The sequence below is a fragment of the Labrenzia sp. ATLA3 genome (genome assembly GCF_057180185.1).
Genome location: NZ_JBXUKV010000003.1, coordinates 173,783 through 191,164 on the forward strand (window position 1 = coordinate 173,783; position 17,382 = coordinate 191,164).

15 protein-coding genes are annotated in these 17,382 nt (G+C 61.5%); 10 read left to right on the forward strand and 5 right to left on the reverse strand.

Annotation, left to right across the window (positions count from 1 at the left end):
* The first annotated feature begins 52 nt into the window (after positions 1–52).
* The 8 genes from typA to AC2A6O_RS08745 all read left to right on the forward strand — a co-directional run bounded on the left by typA (position 53) and on the right by AC2A6O_RS08745 (position 8,861).
* On the forward strand, positions 53–1,876 hold the full coding sequence (gene typA, locus AC2A6O_RS08710) for a translational GTPase TypA (RefSeq protein ID WP_498926486.1): 1,824 nt from the start codon (positions 53–55) through the stop codon (positions 1,874–1,876).
* Between the two features lie 432 nt (positions 1,877–2,308).
* Entirely contained in the window at positions 2,309–3,232 is a 924-nt protein-coding gene (locus AC2A6O_RS08715; RefSeq protein ID WP_498926487.1) for a sulfurtransferase, read from the forward strand.
* Position 3,233: 1 nt separating this feature from the next.
* Positions 3,234–4,364, forward strand: a complete 1,131-nt coding sequence (locus AC2A6O_RS08720) for a YeeE/YedE family protein (protein WP_498926488.1) — start codon at positions 3,234–3,236, stop codon at positions 4,362–4,364.
* On the forward strand, positions 4,361–4,537 hold the full coding sequence (locus tag AC2A6O_RS08725) for a hypothetical protein (protein ID WP_498926489.1): 177 nt from the start codon (positions 4,361–4,363) through the stop codon (positions 4,535–4,537). The genes AC2A6O_RS08720 and AC2A6O_RS08725 overlap by 4 nt, the downstream gene beginning before the upstream one ends.
* Positions 4,538–4,685: 148 nt before the next feature.
* A complete protein-coding gene (locus AC2A6O_RS08730; protein ID WP_498926490.1) occupies positions 4,686–5,738 on the forward strand; it encodes a MaoC family dehydratase in 1,053 nt (350 codons plus the stop codon).
* A gap of 75 nt (positions 5,739–5,813) precedes the next feature.
* Positions 5,814–6,587, forward strand: a complete 774-nt coding sequence (locus AC2A6O_RS08735; RefSeq protein WP_148583629.1) for a helix-turn-helix transcriptional regulator — start codon at positions 5,814–5,816, stop codon at positions 6,585–6,587.
* Between the two features lie 85 nt (positions 6,588–6,672).
* On the forward strand, positions 6,673–8,154 hold the full coding sequence (iaaH, locus tag AC2A6O_RS08740) for an indoleacetamide hydrolase (protein WP_498926491.1): 1,482 nt from the start codon (positions 6,673–6,675) through the stop codon (positions 8,152–8,154).
* A gap of 89 nt (positions 8,155–8,243) precedes the next feature.
* Complete coding sequence (locus AC2A6O_RS08745; protein WP_498926492.1) at positions 8,244–8,861, forward strand: HD domain-containing protein; 618 nt, start codon at positions 8,244–8,246, stop codon at positions 8,859–8,861.
* 225 nt (positions 8,862–9,086) lie between these two features.
* Here AC2A6O_RS08745 and AC2A6O_RS08750 read toward each other — a convergent pair whose 3' ends face one another.
* The 3 genes from AC2A6O_RS08750 to AC2A6O_RS08760 form a co-directional block, all read right to left on the reverse strand.
* Positions 9,087–10,349, reverse strand: coding sequence for a L,D-transpeptidase family protein (locus tag AC2A6O_RS08750; protein WP_498926493.1), 1,263 nt, complete (start codon positions 10,347–10,349; stop codon positions 9,087–9,089).
* A 363-nt stretch (positions 10,350–10,712) separates the two neighbouring features.
* Complete coding sequence (locus tag AC2A6O_RS08755) at positions 10,713–11,672, reverse strand: acetyl-CoA carboxylase carboxyltransferase subunit alpha (protein ID WP_148583633.1); 960 nt, start codon at positions 11,670–11,672, stop codon at positions 10,713–10,715.
* Between the two features lie 329 nt (positions 11,673–12,001).
* Positions 12,002–12,835, reverse strand: a complete 834-nt coding sequence (locus AC2A6O_RS08760) for a DUF3108 domain-containing protein (protein WP_209001029.1) — start codon at positions 12,833–12,835, stop codon at positions 12,002–12,004.
* Positions 12,836–13,175: 340 nt separating this feature from the next.
* Between AC2A6O_RS08760 and rpmB the strand changes: the two genes are divergently transcribed.
* Both rpmB and AC2A6O_RS08770 read left to right on the forward strand, forming a co-directional pair.
* Entirely contained in the window at positions 13,176–13,472 is a 297-nt protein-coding gene (gene rpmB, locus AC2A6O_RS08765) for a 50S ribosomal protein L28 (RefSeq protein ID WP_148583634.1), read from the forward strand.
* Between the two features lie 115 nt (positions 13,473–13,587).
* Entirely contained in the window at positions 13,588–14,253 is a 666-nt protein-coding gene (locus AC2A6O_RS08770; protein ID WP_498926494.1) for a VUT family protein, read from the forward strand.
* 157 nt (positions 14,254–14,410) lie between these two features.
* On the opposite strand, the gene AC2A6O_RS08775 is transcribed toward AC2A6O_RS08770, so the two are convergent.
* Together AC2A6O_RS08775 and cobT are read right to left on the reverse strand one after the other, a co-directional pair.
* Complete coding sequence (locus tag AC2A6O_RS08775; RefSeq protein ID WP_498926495.1) at positions 14,411–15,508, reverse strand: esterase-like activity of phytase family protein; 1,098 nt, start codon at positions 15,506–15,508, stop codon at positions 14,411–14,413.
* Positions 15,471–17,381 carry a cobaltochelatase subunit CobT gene (gene cobT, locus AC2A6O_RS08780; RefSeq protein WP_498926496.1) on the reverse strand — a complete coding sequence of 637 codons (1,911 nt, stop codon included), beginning with the start codon at positions 17,379–17,381 and terminating at the stop codon, positions 15,471–15,473. The genes AC2A6O_RS08775 and cobT overlap by 38 nt, the downstream gene beginning before the upstream one ends.
* Position 17,382 lies beyond the last annotated feature (1 nt).

The window sequence follows — 17,382 nt, forward strand, 5'->3', positions numbered from 1 at the left end:
TCCAGACAAGCTGCGGGTCCCCAAGGGCCCGTTCTGTCTTTTGGAGCCACTCATGAAACTTCGCAATATTGCCATCATAGCGCACGTTGACCATGGCAAAACCACCCTTATCGACGTTCTGCTGAAGCAATCCGGCGCGTTCCGCGACAACCAGCGCACCGAAGAACGGATGATGGACTCCAACGACATCGAGCGTGAGCGCGGTATCACCATTCTGGCCAAGGTCACCTCCCTGGTCTGGAAAGACACCCGCATCAACATCGTCGACACTCCGGGCCACGCCGACTTCGGCGGCGAGGTCGAGCGCATCCTGCATATGGTCGACGGCGTGATCCTTCTGGTGGATGCCGCCGAAGGCCCGATGCCGCAGACCAAGTTCGTGCTCGGCAAGGCACTGAAGCTCGGCCTGAAGCCGATCGTCGCGATCAACAAGATCGACAAGCCGGAACAGCGCGCCGATGAAGTGCTGGACGAAGTGTTCGACCTGTTCGCAGCCCTCGACGCCAATGAAGACCAGCTCGACTTCCCGGTCCTCTACGGCTCTGCCAAACAGGAATGGATGGCGCTGGAGCCGACCGGCCCGCAGGACAGCATGGATCCGCTCTTCGACATGGTTCTGGACAAGGTATCGCCGCCGGAAGCCGAGCCGGGCGATTTCCGCATTCTGGCGACCACCATCGAAGCCGACCCGTTCCTGGGCCGCATCCTGACCGGCCGCATCGTATCCGGCACCGCTGTGCCGAACATGCCGATCAAGGCGCTTGCCCGTGACGGCAGCCTGGTGGAAAACGGCCGCATCTCCAAGATCCTCGCTTTCCGGGGCCTGGAACGCCAGCCGATCGAAAAAGGTGAAGCCGGCGACATCGTCGCCATCGCAGGCCTGACCAAGGCAACCGTTGCCGACACGCTGTGTGCACCGTCGGTCACCGAATCCCTGCAGGCACAGCCAATCGATCCGCCGACACTGTCCATGACCTTCCGGGTCAACGACAGCCCGCTGGCCGGCACCGAAGGCTCCAAGGTTCAGTCCCGCGTTATCCGCGACCGTCTGAAGAAGGAAGCCGAAGGCAACGTCGCACTGAAGATTGAAGACACCGCTGAGCCGGACGCATTTGTCGTTTCCGGACGCGGCGAACTTCTGCTGGCGATCCTGATCGAGAACATGCGTCGCGAAGGTTTTGAACTCGGCGTCGGCCGTCCGCGCGTTGTCTATCAGTATGACGATGCCGGCAACCGCCTGGAGCCGATCGAGGAAGTCATCATCGACGTTGATGAAGAACATTCCGGCGTCGTTGTTCAGAAACTGCAGGAACGCAAGGCCGACCTTCTGGAAATGAAGCCGTCCGGCGGTGGCCGCACCCGTCTGGTGTTCCACGCTCCGACGCGTGGCCTCATCGGCTATCAGTCCGAACTTATGTCGGACACCCGCGGCACCGCGATCTTCAACCGCCTGTTCCATGGCTACGAGCCGCACAAGGGACCGATCCAGGGCCGCCATACCGGCGTGCTCCTGTCCAACGGCACCGGTGAAGCCGTTGCCTATGCGCTGTTCAACCTGGAAGACCGCGGCCCGATGATGATCGATCCGGGCACAAAGGTGTATCCGGGCATGATCATCGGCGAGCACACCCGCGGCAACGACCTGGAAGTGAACGTCCTGAAGGGTAAGCAGCTCACCAACATCCGCTCGGCCGGCAAGGACGACGCGGTCAAGCTGACCACGCCGAAGAAGCTGACCCTGGAAGCGGCACTCTCCTACATCGCAGACGACGAGCTGGTGGAAGTCACACCGGACTCCATCCGTCTGCGCAAGGCCATCCTCGACCCGCATGAGCGCAAGCGCGCCGACCGCGCGGCGAACAAGGAATCGGCATAAGCCCGATTTGAAAAAACCAGAAAAAGCCCGGGCAGCGTCCCGGGCTTTTTGCTTTTTCAAGGCCAGTTTCCTTTGCGCCTCATCCTGAGGAGCCGCGTTAGCGGCGTCTCGAAGGATGGGCTGCTTGCTCCGAAGTCTGCCGCCAACCTTCGAGACAGCGCTTCGCGCTTCCTCAGGATGAGGTTTGGGTTTCCCTTCTCAGGTTTTCAGGGCCCCACTTATGGCGCCGGCAAACCAGAAGACTTGCGGCAATCCGCAAGCCTGCCCCGCAACCAATTGCCAAGCCACTTCTGCGCCTTGGTTTAATATGTCAATCCGCCCACCAAGTTTGAAATGCCATCCCACGCTCCGTGACGGAGAACTTCCTAAAATTCGGCAATTGAATTGAAGCGTCTGGCTGCAAGGCCATCGCGCACCAGGAAGGCCGAACCGATGAAACATCTCGCTCTCGCATTGGCGATGACTGCAAGCCTCGCCACATCCGCCGCTGCCGCAACCTTCGGCCCGCTGGTAGAGCCCGCCGAGCTGTCCGCGTCGCTGGACACCGTGGAGCCGGTGCTTCTGGACATCCGCAATGCCGGATACGAGAAGGGCCATGCCGACGGCGCCCTGTTTGCCCCCTACCGCATGTTCCGCGGACCGGCTGAAAATCCAGGCGGTCTTGTGGATGTCGAAAAGCTGGAAGCCGAACTGGAAGAGCTCGGGCTGGAACAGGACACCCCCATCGTCATCTTGTCCGAAGGCAAGACCGATACGGACTTCGGCTCGGCAGCGCGTGTCTACTGGACCCTGAAGTCCACCGGCTTCACCGATCTGTCGATCCTGAACGGCGGTCTGGAATCCTGGAAAGCGGCGGGCCTGCCGGTCAACTCCACGGCAGAATCCGCCTTTCCGAGCGAGCTGGACCTGACGTTTGACGACACCTGGCTTGCCACCACGGCAGACGTTGCCGCTGTGGCTGCAGGCGAGTCGGACGCGCTTCTGGTTGATGCCCGCCCGGCTGACTTCTTCAACGGCAAGAAAGCGCATGATGCGGCAGCGCGTCCGGGGACCCTGCCGACCGCCATCAACCATACCTATACGGCTTTCTTCAAGGATGGCTCGCCGGCCATGTCGACCGCCATCGATCCTGCCGCGCTGAAGGCCTCGCTTGGTGTGAAAGACGGCAAGGATACGGTTTCCTTCTGCAACACCGGCCATTGGGCCGCGGCTCACTGGTTTGCGGTGTCCGAAGTGGCCGGAGTGGAAAACGCGAAGCTTTACGCGGGCTCCATGGTCGAATATTCCCAGTCCGGAAACGAGATGGCGAACACCCCGGGTCTCGTACAGAACCTGCTCAACCAGATATTGAACTGACGTGACCACCACCGCTGATATTCACACAGCCGCCGCGACGCCGGTCTGGCGCCGCGGCGGTCTTGTTTTGGCCGCCCTTGCGGCGGTTCTGGCCACCGCTCTCCTCGTGGGCGGCCGCTATGGCTTGCTGCTTGCCGTCGGCCTTGGCTTCGGCATCGTGCTGGAAGGCCTGCGCTTCGGCTTTGCCGGCCCATGGCGTGCGATGATCCTGCGCCGCGACCCCGGCGGCCTGTGGGCACAACTTCTGTCGATTGCCCTTGTTTCGCTGGTAGCCTTTCCCCTGCTCGCCGCCAACCAGGGTGAATTGAGCGGCGCTCAGGGGCCAATCGGCTTTGCGATGATCGCAGGGGCCTTCGTCTTTGGCGCCGCCATGCAGGTGGTGCTGGGCTGTGGGTCCGGAACCTTGGTCAATGCCGGCTCCGGCAATGCGGTCTCTCTCGTCGCCCTGCCCTTCTTTGCCATCGGCAGCTTCGCCGGGGCTTATCACCTCATCTGGTGGACGGACCTTGGCGCACTGCCGGTTCTGACCCTGTCCGGCTGGCAGGGCGCGGCAATCACGCTGCTGGGACTTTCGGCAGTTGCCGCACTGCTTTGGAAACTGTCAGCACCCGAACACCGGCGCCTGCCACGCCGGCTGATCGTTGCGGCCGTCCTGCTGGCCGCCCTTGCGGTTCTGAACCTGATTGTCGCCGGTCAGCCGTGGGGTGTCGTTTACGGCCTTGGCCTGTGGGCCGCGAAAGCGGCGTCTGCCGCGGGCGTGGATCTGTCCGGCTCGGCTTTCTGGAGCGCGCCGGGTTCCGTCGAGCGCCTGACGCATAGCCTACTGACGGACTACACCTCGCTGACGAATATCGGCATCATCCTGGGGGCGTTTCTGGTCGCCGGTTGGCGGACGGGCGGTTTGTCCCAGAACATTCCGTCCCTGCCCGCACAGGCCTGGGTGGCTGCAATCGTCGCGGGCTTTCTGCTGGGTTATTCCTCCCGCCTCGCCTTCGGCTGCAACGTCGGGGCGTTCTTTTCCGGCATCTCGACCGGCAGCCTGCACGGCTGGGTCTGGTTTGCAGCCGCCTTTGCCGGATCGATCTATGGCGTGAAACTGCGCCCCCTCCTGAAGCTGGAGGCAAGATCATGACCCGTCTGGTGACTGCCCTCATCGCTCTCGCAGGACTGGCCGCCGTGGTCGCTCTCGACGCGTCTGCGACACCGCCCAATCCCTACAAGGCCCCGAAGCTTCTGGCCCTGGGGTCTGGCAGCGCCCCCAGCGGCGGGTTTTGCGGCGCGCTACCTGATCCGGCAAGCAAATGACCGCTGTTTTCCTGTCCTTTTTCGGGCCGGATAGACAGCTTCAATTGCCGAGACCTGTTACAAAGCGTCATCGGCAAAACGTCTGACTTGCTTGTGTGCACCGCAGCGGGCTTAATCCTCTCCAGCAAATCAGAACCGGGAGGCACAGGTGAGCAAGACCAATCGCGGCAATTTCTTCGAAGACTTCAAGGTGGGTCAGGTAATCCGCCACGCAACGCCGCGCACCATCACCGGCGGTGACCAGGCGCTCTATACCGCGCTTTACGGCTCCCGCTTTGCGGTTCAATCGTCGGACGCTTTCGCAAAATCCCTGGGTTACGCACATGCCCCGGTCGATGACCTGCTGACCTTTCACGTCGTATTCGGCAAGACCGTGCCGGACATCTCGCTGAATGCCGTTGCCAATCTCGGCTACGCCGGTGGCCGGTTTCTGGCGCCAGTGTTCCCGGGAGACACGATCTCCACCGTTTCCGAGGTGATCGGCAAGAAAGAAAACTCCAACGGCAAGACCGGCGTCGTTTATGTGCGTTCAACAGGCTACACCGCCAACGGCACCGAGGTGCTGGACTATGTCCGCTGGGTGATGGTCAACAAGCGTGTGGCGGCAAATCCGGCACCGGAACCCGTCGTGCCTGAACTTCCCGCGGCACTCGACCCACAGTCTCTCGGCACCGCCGTGCCACTGTTGGACACCGCCAATTGGGACAACGACCTGGCCGGTTCCGAGTATCGTTTTGCCGACTACGAGGTTGGCGAGCAGATCGACCATGTTGACGGCATGACGGTGGAAGAAGCCGAGCACCAGCTTGCGACCCGGCTTTACCAGAACACCGCCAAGGTGCATTTCAACCAGCATACGGAAGCACATAACCGCTTCGGACACCGACTGGTCTATGGCGGCCATGTGATCTCCATTGCCCGTGCCCTGTCGTTCAACGGGCTGGCCAACGCGTTCCACATAGCCGGTATCAACGGCGGCCGCCACGTCGGCCCGCTGGCCGCCGGGGATACGGTCTATGCCTGGTCGGAAGTGCTGGACAAGGCGGACATCGACGGACGCTCGGACGTTGGCGCGCTGCGCCTTCGCCTTGTCGCGACCAAAAACCGGACCTGCCATGATTTTCCGGGCCAGGACCATGAAGGCAACTACCTGCCGGAAGTAGTGCTCGATTTCGACTACTGGGCCTTGATGCCGAAATAAGCTGAAAACCGGCCCGATCCTTTTGGATGACGGATCTCCTCTTCCCGGCTACCATGACGCAAGAGGAGGTCTGGCATGCTGACAACGCTTTCGGGCCGGGAAACAAAGCTGATATTCGCGATCATGCAGGACATGACCGCCATCCAGGACGCGCGGCAACTCAGACTGCAGCTTGGCGCGCGTTTGCTTGACCTTCTGGAGGCCGATTATTTCGCGTCCTACGTCTGGACACGGACGGATGGCGACACCGACGGTGTGTTCCTGAACATGGACGAAAGCAATCTCGCCGCCTATCAGCATCATTTTCAGCACTGCGACCCGATCACGCCCCGGTTCCGCATGTGCCGGCGCGCCACCCATCTGGACCAGATCATTTCCCGGGAAGACTTCCTGCGCACCGAATTCTACAACGACTTTCTGGCGCGCGACGGCCTGCACCAGGGAATGAACTTCCATGCCTATGCGGCCAACGGCCATCTGGGCGACCTGCGCATCTGGCGCGGCGCCGGCAAGGAAACCTTCCAACAGCGCGATCTGGAGATGCTGAACGCAATCGGCACGGCCTTCGGGCAGGCTCTGGCCAACATGCGCTCCAATGAACAGAAACAGCGGGAAGCAGACCCCCGGTTACGCTTGGCTGCCTGGGCGACCCGCCATCATCTGACGGGCCGCGAACAGGACGTTTTGTGCCTGGTTAGCGAAGGCAAGCGCGACCGCGAGATCGCGTCAGACCTGAACATCTCCGTGACCACTGTGCGTTCCCACCTCAAGGCCGTGTTTCAAAAATCCGGGCTCACCAGCAGGGCCGAACTGCTCGCCAGCATCAACGCACGGCATTCCCTCCAGTAAACACCCTTGCCTCCTCATTTTGGAGGATGTGCAGCACAGGCTCCCGGCGTTTGCTGTTTCCCTCAAGCACAAGAAGGGGAACAAAATGAAAGTGCATCTTACAGCCGGACTGACCGCGCTCGCGGCTGCCCTGGCCTGCCCGGCCCAGGCCGCGGAAGACATCACCAACCTGAGCGCGACGGAAATGGCGAGCGCCATAGCTGAACAAACGCTCAGCGCCACGGACCTCGTCAACGCTCTGATTGCCAAGACCGGGGATGACCCTGGCAACGTCTACATATCCTTCGACACCGAAGGCGTCCTGGCGGCAGCAGCCGCGGCGGATGAAAGCGTGAAGGCGGGTGAAGCCCTCGGCCCGCTGCACGGTGTGCCGATTGTCGTCAAGGACAACATTGCCGCCGAAGGCCTGCCGACAACCGGTGGAACGCCGGCGCTGAAGGGCTGGGTGCCACGGGAGGACGCACCTGTCTTGAAGAAGCTGCGGGAGGCCGGTGCCATCCTGCTTGGCAAGACCAACCTTCATGAACTTGCCTTCGGCATCACGTCCAACAATGCCGCGTTCGGCGCGGTTGCCAACGCTTACGATCCGGACCGTTTTGCCGGTGGCTCAAGTGGCGGCACAGGTGCTGCCGTTGGCGCCCGTCTGGCGCCTGCCGGACTTGGAACAGATACAGGCGGATCGGTGCGCATTCCCTCGGCGCTTAACGGCGTTGCCGGTCTGCGTCCGACCGTCGGCCGCTATCCGACAGAAGGTATCGTGCCGATTTCCGCCACGCGCGACACCCCCGGCCCGATTGCAAGAACGGTTGCCGATCTGGTTCTCCTCGATTCGGTCATCAGCGGCAGTGCGCCAGGGCTTGAGCCGGTCGACCTCACCACTGTCCGCCTCGGGGTTCCAGCTGGCCTGACGGACAACCTCTCACCGGAAACGGACCGTCTGTTCAAGGAAGCACTGGACAAGCTGGAGGCTACCGGTGTGACCCTGGTTCCCGTCGATATCAGCACGGAGCTGGAGCTTGCCGGAAAAGCCGGGTTCCCGATCGCGCTTTGGGAAGTGAAGCGGGATCTCGCCGCCTTTCTGGAGACCCATGACACCGGGCTCGGATTGCAGGACATAGCCAATGAGGTCGCCAGCCCTGATGTCAAATTCATCTTTGACAATCTGATCCTGGGCAATCAGGCGATCCCAGATGCTGTTTACCGCGACGCCATGGACGTCATGCGGCCCCTGATCCAGTCCGGATATGCGGAGATCTTTGCGACCAACAAGCTGGATGCGCTGGTCTTCCCGACAACCCCGCTGCCGGCCCAACCCATCGCGGAGTCCGACGAGACCGTGTCGCTGAACGGAGAAGACGTGCCCACCTTCCCCACCTTCATCCGCAACACCGATCCGGGATCGGTCGCCGGTATTCCGGGCCTGTCGCTGCCCGCGGGACTGACAGCGGATGGCCTGCCCATCGGTCTTGAACTTGACGGTCCAGCCTTTTCCGACAGGCACCTGCTGGCGCTCGGTCTTGCGGTCGAAACGGTGCTGCCGGACATGCCGGCCCCGGCATCCAACTAAGCAGAAGACCCAGACAGGAAAAGGAAATTTCCTGTCTGGACTTTTCCGGATACCCTGACGCACACTCCCGCAAAACAGGAGTGTGAACCATGAAAACCGTTTCCTTCACCCAGATGAAAGACGGCACCAAGGAAGAATACGACTTCCTGACCGAGGCGGAGCGTCCCCATCACGCCATGACACCGGATCGTGTCCTGGCTGAACTGAAACGCCAGGACGAGGACACCCTGACCGGCTACAAGATCACCCGCCTGCAGCACGGCCTGCAAGCGGCGACAAGAGCACGCCGGGAAGGTGCGGATATCGACTGGATCGTCGGCGCGCTTCTGCATGATGTCGGCGACGGACTGGCCCCGCAGAACCACGACCGGTTCTCAGCCGAGGTCATCCGGCCTTTCGTGCGCGACGAGGTCGCCTGGGTGGTGGAACATCACGGCATCTTCCAGATGCTCTACTATGCGCGCCATTACGGCTGGGACGAAAACGCCCGCGACAAGTTCAAGGACCACATGCACTTTCAGGCCTGCGCCGACTTCTGCGAGCGCTGGGACCAGTCGTCCTTCGATCCCGACTATGAAATGGACACGCTGGAAAGCTTCGAGCCGCTGGTGCGCGAGGTCTTCTCCCGCAAGGCCTACGACCCTGAGGTGCTGCAAGAGGGCGTCTCCACGGGTTTGCCGCCGCTAAAGGAAACGATCGCCGGGTAGTGGAAACGCGAAGCGGGCAAATCGGCTCAGCCCGCAGGACATCGCCATTCTGAAAAAAGCCCATGGTCTGTCGCGCTGGATGGGGAACTTGCTCCCGAGAACACGTTCCCCTCAAGAAGGACGTCTCAGTCCTTCTTGCGAATGAGGCGGTCAACGGCACCGGACACTCGCGATGGAGCTGAAACCGGATCAGGGTCCGGCTACCGGATCAAATGCCGAGCCCGATCAGTTCGGCTTGGTATCAGGAACCACTTCGGTTTCGATGGGGCCGACACCGGCCCCTTCATCCGACGCTTTCGGCCCGAAAGGCACCCAGCGCTTGAAGAAGCTGCCGACAGAGCCGCCACCAGACTGGTCCTGCGGGGCAAAGGCCGTCTCGACCGCCGAGCCCGGCTGAGCTGCCGGTGCGGCTTCCGCAGGTGCTGCTGCTGTCGCCGTTTCAGCCGGCTGCCCTTCGGGAGCAGCGGTCTCGGCCGTGGTGACTTCCGGATTGGTATCGTCATCACCGCCGCCAAGCACTTCAGCAAGCCGATTGGACCGCTCTTCCCAGCGCTTCTGACGCTCTTCGCGAGCCTCGAACCGGGCCGCGAGCTGCTGGTATTTCTCGTTGTCGCGGCGCTGCTTGGAGGCCACGGCCGTCGCGATGCCCGGGCTCACCTGATAATCCGGGCACTTGGCGCTGGCCCGGAACGGCACACCCTGCACCAGCGTGGTGGCGTCGAACACGTATTTCTTCTCGCACACGGAAATCTGCGGCGGGGTCTGCGTGACTTCGAAGTGATCGTAGCCGGTCTTCAGCATCTGCCAGAATTCCATGTGCTCGCTGTCGCGATGGCGCGCCATGTTTTCCGGCGTCATGCGGAAGGGAAACGCCTGCACCTGGAAGGATCGCTGACCGCCCTTGAAGCTGTCGCGGGCAAGCGCGTAGATGTCCTGCACCTGCTCGTCTGTCATGGCGTAGCAACCGCGGGAGGAACAGGCACCATGCACCATCAGGTGCGAGCCTGTGCGGCCGTGGGAACGGTCATAGGAATTCGGATAGCCGAGATTGAAGGCCAGATGGTAATTCGAGTTCGGGTTCATCAGGGCCGGCGTGATTTCATAGAACCCTTCCGGAGCCTGACGATCGCCTTCCTTGAACTTCGGGCCGAGTTTGCCGGACCACTTGCAGATCTCGAATTCGTCCAGAAGTTTGTACTTGCCGCTGCGTGTCTGTTTCCAGACTTCCAGCAAGCTTTCCTCCTTGAAGATCCGGATCATGATCGGTGAGGACGAACTCATGTTCAGGTCGTTCATCTTGCGCTTGATCGACGCGCTGACGGGAAGTTGCGCCTTGTTCGGGCCTGCGCTGAATTCGTCTCCCTGGCAAGCGGCCAGTACTCCGGCAAGCAAAAGCGCTGCACCGAGGCGGACTGTCTTGCGACCACTCAGGCCACTTTTGCCAAAAAGAAGGCCGGCTGACGTGTTCATAAGGCGCCGAAAGACCATGATACTGTCCCAAACTTAGCGGAAACCGACGAAGGCAGACGAATTGCCTTGCCGCACTTCCTGCGTCCTCGCCCCCGCGCAGAGGCTAGGCAACTATGGTTGACGATAAGTTACTGAAACCGCATTGCCCCTGCGACCAAAATTATGGTGATAGGAACAAAAACCTGCCCAAGCGTCATCCTGCACGTCTCAACGTCGCCTGAATGACGGCAAATTCTGGCCACAGAATGGCGAAAGGGCCGCTTTTACGGCGGCCCTGCAACGTTTTTCGCATATCTGCGGCGGATTGAAGCCCTTTACGGTCGTAGCGAAGCTGTTTCACCGACCACCGCAATTGCGACGCCTTCACAGGACCGTGAAGTCCTAGCTCAGCGTCCTGCCGATGGAGAGGAATTTTTCGCGCCGCTGCTTGCGCAGTTCATCCGCAGACAGACCCGCCAACCCCTTCAATGCGGTTTCGATGGCTTTGCCCGCGTTGTCGATCACAATTTCGCTGGCACGGTGCGCGCCGCCGACCGGCTCCTTGATGATGTCGTCGATGACGCCGAGCTGCTTGAGATCCTGCGCGGTGATCTTCAGCGCGGTGGCAGCGTCCTGCGCCTTGGCACTGTCGCGCCACAGGATGGAGGCAGCCCCTTCCGGTGAAATCACCGAATAGATTGCATGCTCCATCATCAGCACCTTGTTGGCGGTTGCGATGGCAATCGCGCCACCTGAACCGCCTTCACCGATAACGACGGCGACGGATGGCGTGCCCAGACCCAGACCGACATCGGTCGAGCGGGCAATCGCCTCGGATTGACCGCGCTCTTCAGCGCCGCGCCCGGGATAGGCACCTGACGTGTCGACAAAGCTGATCAGCGGCAGGCCGAAACGTTCAGCCATTTCCATGACCCGGACAGCCTTACGGTAGCCCTCGGGACGGACCATGCCGAAATTGTGCTTGAGGCGCGTTTCCGTGTCGTGCCCCTTTTCCTGGGCCAGAACGGCAACGGACTCTCCGCGGAAACGGCCGATCCCTGCGATCAGCGCTGCATCTTCGGCAAATTTCCTGTCGCCGGCGAGCGGCGTGAAATCCTCGATCAGCCCGGCGATATAGGCAACCGCGTGCGGACGGTCCGGATGACGCGCAACGAGCGTTTTCTGCCAGGGTGTGAGTTTGGTGTAGAGTTCCTGCAGCGTTTGCGAGGATTTCGTTTTCAGCCGGTCGATTTCTCCATCGACATTGACGGCTTCGCCATCTTCACCGGCCAGAGCCCGCAGCTCCTGAATCTTGCCTTCAATGTCTGCAACGGGCTTTTCGAATTCCAAATAGCTGTGCATTTACTCGGTTACCTGAAACATGCCGGTGCCGCCTCTCGTCCGCGGCCGTTCCGGAAATTCTGTTACAAGATCGAAGGATATCCGGCCGTCAGCGCCCAGTCACCCAATGTCGATCATTTCAAAGACGTTCAAGCATCTTTGCCGCCTTTGAACAACGCAAGATGCTTCAGGCCGCTCACGCGCGCCTGAACGCATACGTGGGGGCTGTATCAAGAGACGCAAGTAGGTGCAAGCCTCGGCGTGCCGGTTGCGGGAAACCGGAACGCCCCTTCGTCCTTGTTTTCATGCCGGAAAAAGGGCCTGCAAGGAGCGTCACGAAAGACCGGAAATCAGTCGGCGGACGCCTGATCGCTGCCGGCGCCGTCGATCTTGAGCTTGTCGGCTTCAACCACTAACCGGCCGTTCTTCGTGTCGATGGAAATGCGGTAAGGCACCAGCACGTTGTCGCGGCCCATGGGCGCGACCCAGACTTCCATCTTGGCCTTGGCCATGTATTTGACCGAATCCTTGGACGGACGGTGACCCGCGACCGGCACCCAGCGGGCCTTGCACACCACCACCGGGCCGTCATAACCGTGGCCGGAGACTTCCTTGGTACCGGCGTAGCTCAGCTTGATATCGAACCGTGTCCAGCCGTCGAACACCGGCAGACGGCGGGAACAGGCTTTCGGTCCGAGGCTGTCCTTGGCCCGGCCAACGGGCATCAGCGCCGCGCTCAGCGGATCGATCGCGTTCCGCGTATGTCGGCTCGTCACCTTGATCCGTTCCGGATTCGGCTTGAACTGGGGCGCGACCTCCATGGACCGGATGCTGCCCGACCCCTGGCTGAGATTGACGTAGAAATCGAGATTGGAGGCGTGCGAGGCCATGCGGTATTTCGACGGCACGACGCGTGAACCTACCATCCACCCGGATGCTTCCGCCCCACCCTTGCCGGTGGAGAACAGCGTGCCGATGCCCGCGGGCTCAAGGCTGACCTTGGCCGAATAGGCATTGCCCTGCATCACGAGCGACAGTGTTCCGCGCCCGACCTTGAAGCCGGCAATCGAGATATTGTACAGGCCACCGACGCTGTTTTTCTTGGCTTCCGCCGGTGTCGTCAGCAGTGCCGCAGCAAGCATTGGCAGGGCGACCAGCCGCCCGAAAGACATCAAACCGAACACTTCAAAACCTCCGGACTGCCGCCTGGCAGCGAATTGCGCCCCCGCGCCATGAGAGTTCCGCGACGGAAAGATACCATGAATCCCGGTCGTTGAACGACCCCAATCATTCTCAATTATGGTAACTCACTGGTTAACGGCAGGGCATCATGCAAATAAAAGCAGTGAATCTCGGCAAAGCGGCTCAGATGTCTTGACGTTGGCTTCCAGTCCCATTATAGCGGGGCAACTTTTTCCGAGAAATGCCGGAGACGATGTCGCCGGGCCTCAGGTCCGCGCCGGTTCCGGTTGGACTTGCTGGGTTCAAAGTAACGGCCCAGCCACGAAAACAAAAGGTGATATCATGGCACGCCGTTGCGAACTCTCCGGCAAAGATGTGATGACGGGCAACAACGTCTCTCACGCGAACAACAGGTCCCGCCGCCGGTTCCTCCCGAACCTGTGCAACGTGTCTCTCATCAGCGACACGCTTGGCGAAACCTTCAAGCTGAAGGTCTGCGCACACGCTCTGCGCTCCGTCGAACACCGCGGTGGCCTGGATGCCTACCTGATGAAGGCCAGCGACGCTGAGCTTTCCGACGCTGCCCGCAAGATCAAGGTCAACATCAAGCGCAAGCAGGCTGAAGCCGCTGCTGCTTAAGGCCTGAAGCGCCTGCCAGGCCGTTCTCGGCAGCAGGCCGCTCTGACACTTGCAAAGACCTTTTCAGAACGCCCAATCGATATCGGTTGGGCGTCTGTCGTTGTGAGGTGAACACATGACCGACACTCGGACATTTTCCGCAAGCCATCACGTTGTTGCCATTCTGGCGATGGCGGCTGTGGTCGTGGCCTCCAACTTTCTGGTCCAGTTCCCGGTCGAACATATCATCGGCGGCATCAACCTGGCCGATACGCTCACCTGGGGCGCCTTCACCTATCCGGTCGCCTTTCTGGTAACCGACCTTACCAACCGCCGCTTCGGCCCGGCAGCCGCCCGCAAGGTGGTGATGGCCGGCTTCCTGATTGCCGTTGCCCTGTCAGTGTGGCTGGCAACGCCCCGCATCGCCATCGCCTCCGGCACGGCCTTCCTTGTGGCGCAGTTGCTGGACGTGACCATCTTCGACCGCATGCGCAAGCTGGCCTGGTGGAAGGCACCGGTCACCTCCTCCTTCATCGGCTCGGTCATCGACACGCTCCTGTTCTTCGGCATCGCCTTTTCCGCCAGCTTCACCTTCATCGACAGCCTGTTCGGCATGAAAGACAGCTCGCTCGCCTTCCCTGTGCCGTTTCTCGGCATCAGCGAAGATACCCAGACGCTGTTGTGGGTCTCGCTGGCCGTCGGCGACTTCCTGGTCAAGATGCTCGTCGCCGTCGTCCTGCTCGCCCCTTACCGGATCGTTCTGGGCCTCTTTCGAGCGCTGCCGGATGAGCGCGCGGCCTAAGGGTCCAGAAGGTTCAACCTATCTGCGGCATGGATGAGGGAAAGGCGCTTCACAGCGCCTTTTTGCTTTTCGGCTTCTGATGACCTGCCTGTGCAGGCGAAATTTCCGAAAAAGAAGGAAGGAAGCCAAGCCGCACAGACAGCGGGCTTGAGATCCCCTATTCCTCCAGCCGGAACCTCAGAAACAGGGTTCGCTGCAGGATCGAGCGGTTGTTATCGGAGACGAGCGTCAGGATCGTCTCACCCTTTTCATTGGTGTGAACGCCGAGCGCTTCCATGTTGTCGATCTGGGAGTTGAAGTCAGCCTCCAGCAGCAACTCGCCTTCCAGAACCGCTCCGGGAACGATGTCCGCTCCCTTGAACCGGCGCAGACGCATGCCGATCAGGTCGCGCAGGGTGAAGCGCCGCTCCATCAGAACCATGTCGCCACCGGGCAGAAACGCGGCATCGGTTGCATCGAAACGGTCATGCCGGCGGATGGAGAAGCGTTCCGTGCCCTCCGGGCCGATGATGAAGCCCGACAGGTCGTGCAGATCGCTTGGCGCGGATTCCGCGACAGCAACGAGCTTGCCCGCCAGCGGGCTGTCTTCCGGCCCGGCAGCCAATGCTTCCAGCCCGGTGTTGCGTGGCAAATCGCGAATATCCTGCGGCAGTGCGACTTCGCCGATCATCTTTTCCTTGCCTGTCGAGATCGGCCAGGGGAAATGATAGATGGCATTGCGGGTTTCGGCGGTTACATAAAGTCCGGAGCCCGACAGTGTAAGCGCCTCCGTATCGTGCCCCCAGCGCTTGTCCAGCTTTTTGCCGTTCGCACCAAGCAGCGGGGCGAAACGCAAGTCTGCAATCCCCATGGGCTTGCCGTCCGCTGTCTGTTCGATCCGGCCGCTGACCCAATGGCCGTTGTCCGTGACAGCCAGAAACCCGTTGCCGCCATCCAGACTGATCATCCCGGACAGTCCGCCAACCTTGCGGTCGGCAGCAATCAGCTCAAGACCCCCCAGATAGGTAAGCTTGCCGAATGTCGCATCTTCCGCCCCGATGCGGAACGTCTCAATGGGCCGGGTGCGCGACTGGACCGGCTGTCCGGCCGACAACAGCTCCTGTGCAAAAGCGCGGAGAGGGACCGCACACAACAGAGCCGAGAGAAAGGCGGCTGCCAGCGCAATGCCAACTGCGGGACGACGCCCTTCTGCTGCCATGTGGTCCCGGTCCTGCCGACTAACGACGACCCGCACGGCGTCGACCGCCACGCGCATTGAAGGATGTGTCCACCTCGTCGTCGAAAAGATCGGCAAGCTGGTCCGTCATGGCACCCGCCAGTTCTTCGGCATCGACGATGGTCACGGCGCGGCGGTAGTAGCGCGTCACATCGTGGCCGATACCAATAGCGATCAGTTCGACCGGCGACCGGGTCTCGATTTCCTCGATGACATAGCGCAGGTGCCGCTCCAGATAGTTGCCCGGATTGACGGACAGCGTGGTGTCGTCCACCGGAGCACCGTCGGAAATCATCATCAGGATGCGGCGTTGTTCTGGCCGCGCCATCAGCCGGTCATGAGCCCACAACAGGGCTTCGCCGTCGATGTTCTCCTTCAGCAGACCTTCACGCATCATCAGGCCAAGGTTCCGCCGGGCGCGCCGCCAGGGAGCGTCCGCGGACTTGTAGATGATGTGGCGCAGATCATTAAGCCGTCCCGGAGTGGGCGGCTTGCCGGCACCGATCCAGCTTTCGCGCGACTGGCCACCTTTCCAGGCCTTGGTGGTAAAGCCGAGGATCTCGACCTTCACACCGCACCGCTCCAGCGTGCGTGCCAGAATGTCGGCACAAGTGGCTGCAACGGTGATCGGCCGGCCGCGCATTGATCCGGAATTGTCCAGAAGCAACGTCACGACCGTATCGCGGAAATTGGTGTCCCGTTCCTGCTTGAATGCAAGCGGCGCCATCGGATCGGTCACGGCTCGCGTCAGCCTGGCCGTGTCCAGAAGCCCTTCTTCCAGGTCGAAGTCCCAGGCCCGATTCTGCTGCGCCATCAGCTTGCGCTGCAGCCGGTTGGCCAGGCGCGCCACGGCCCCTTGCAGATGGGTCAACTGCTTGTCCAGGAACCCGCGCAGACGCTCGAGCTCCGCAGAATCGCAAAGTTCTTCGGCGGTAATCGTCTCGTCGAACTGGGTGGTGAACACCCTGTAGTCGGTTTCCGGCCGGTTGGAGGTCGGCAGGTCAGGCCGGTCGCTTTCGCCCGGCTCCTCTGTGTCCTCCGACATGTCCTGGTCGGCGAAGTCTTCCATGTCGGCTTCGGCGGCTTCCGTATCGCCGCTGTCCTGCTCTTCGCCGGAAAGTTCCATCTCCTGCGGAGAGGCATCCTGTTCGCCGCTGTCTTCTTCGCTGTCGTCGCCGGATTCGGCTTCGTCGTTGTTGCCCTGGTCCTCGTTTTCTTCCGGGTCCATGTCCTGGTCTTGGTCGCCAAGCTCATCGCCCATGTCGAGCGATTTCAGGACGTCACGCAGACGAGCCGCGAAGGAATTCTGGTTCTCGACCTCCGCTTCCAGCCGGTCGAGGTCGGCACCAGCCTTGTCCTCGATCCAGCCACGCCACATGTCGACAAGCTTTTCCGCACTTTCCGGAGGCTTTGCCCCGGTCAGGCGCTCACGTACCAGCAGGGACAGGGCGTCCTGCAGCGGCGCTTCTTCCCGGCTGCTGATATCCGGCGCACCGGACTTGCGGAACCGGTCGTCAAGCATCTCCGACAGGTTGTCGGCGACGCCCTGCATGCGGCGTGCACCAACCGCTTCACAGCGGGCCTGCTCGACCGCCTCGAAAATCGCCCGGGCGTCCGGGCCCTGCGGCATGTTCTTGGAATGCACGGCCTTGTCGTGGCAGGCGATGCGCAACGCAATACTGTCCGACAAACCGCGGGTAATGGCGATTTCCCGCGCGTTGATCTTGCGTGAAGGCTCGGGCAGGCGCGCGGACATGCCGCTGAGACCGGGCCGGTCGCCGGAAAAGATGACTTCCAGTTCCGACTCACCGGAAATCGCCCGCATGGTGCCGGTCACCGATTGCTTGAACGGCTCGGTGCTCGGTGCGGGCTTGTTGCCCGGAAGGGAATTATGACCCGGCCGTGGTGCCATC

Coding starts and splice junctions, on each gene's coding strand:
- typA (WP_498926486.1), top strand. CDS start 53: ATGAAACTTCGCAATATTGCCATCATAGCGCACGTTGACCATGGCAAA.
- AC2A6O_RS08715 (WP_498926487.1), top strand. CDS start 2,309: ATGAAACATCTCGCTCTCGCATTGGCGATGACTGCAAGCCTCGCCACA.
- AC2A6O_RS08725 (WP_498926489.1), top strand. CDS start 4,361: ATGACCCGTCTGGTGACTGCCCTCATCGCTCTCGCAGGACTGGCCGCC.
- AC2A6O_RS08735 (WP_148583629.1), top strand. CDS start 5,814: ATGCTGACAACGCTTTCGGGCCGGGAAACAAAGCTGATATTCGCGATC.
- iaaH (WP_498926491.1), top strand. CDS start 6,673: ATGAAAGTGCATCTTACAGCCGGACTGACCGCGCTCGCGGCTGCCCTG.
- AC2A6O_RS08745 (WP_498926492.1), top strand. CDS start 8,244: ATGAAAACCGTTTCCTTCACCCAGATGAAAGACGGCACCAAGGAAGAA.
- AC2A6O_RS08750 (WP_498926493.1), bottom strand. CDS start 10,349: ATGGTCTTTCGGCGCCTTATGAACACGTCAGCCGGCCTTCTTTTTGGC.
- AC2A6O_RS08755 (WP_148583633.1), bottom strand. CDS start 11,672: ATGCACAGCTATTTGGAATTCGAAAAGCCCGTTGCAGACATTGAAGGC.
- rpmB (WP_148583634.1), top strand. CDS start 13,176: ATGGCACGCCGTTGCGAACTCTCCGGCAAAGATGTGATGACGGGCAAC.
- AC2A6O_RS08770 (WP_498926494.1), top strand. CDS start 13,588: ATGACCGACACTCGGACATTTTCCGCAAGCCATCACGTTGTTGCCATT.
- AC2A6O_RS08775 (WP_498926495.1), bottom strand. CDS start 15,508: ATGCGCGTGGCGGTCGACGCCGTGCGGGTCGTCGTTAGTCGGCAGGAC.
- cobT (WP_498926496.1), bottom strand. CDS start 17,381: ATGGCACCACGGCCGGGTCATAATTCCCTTCCGGGCAACAAGCCCGCA.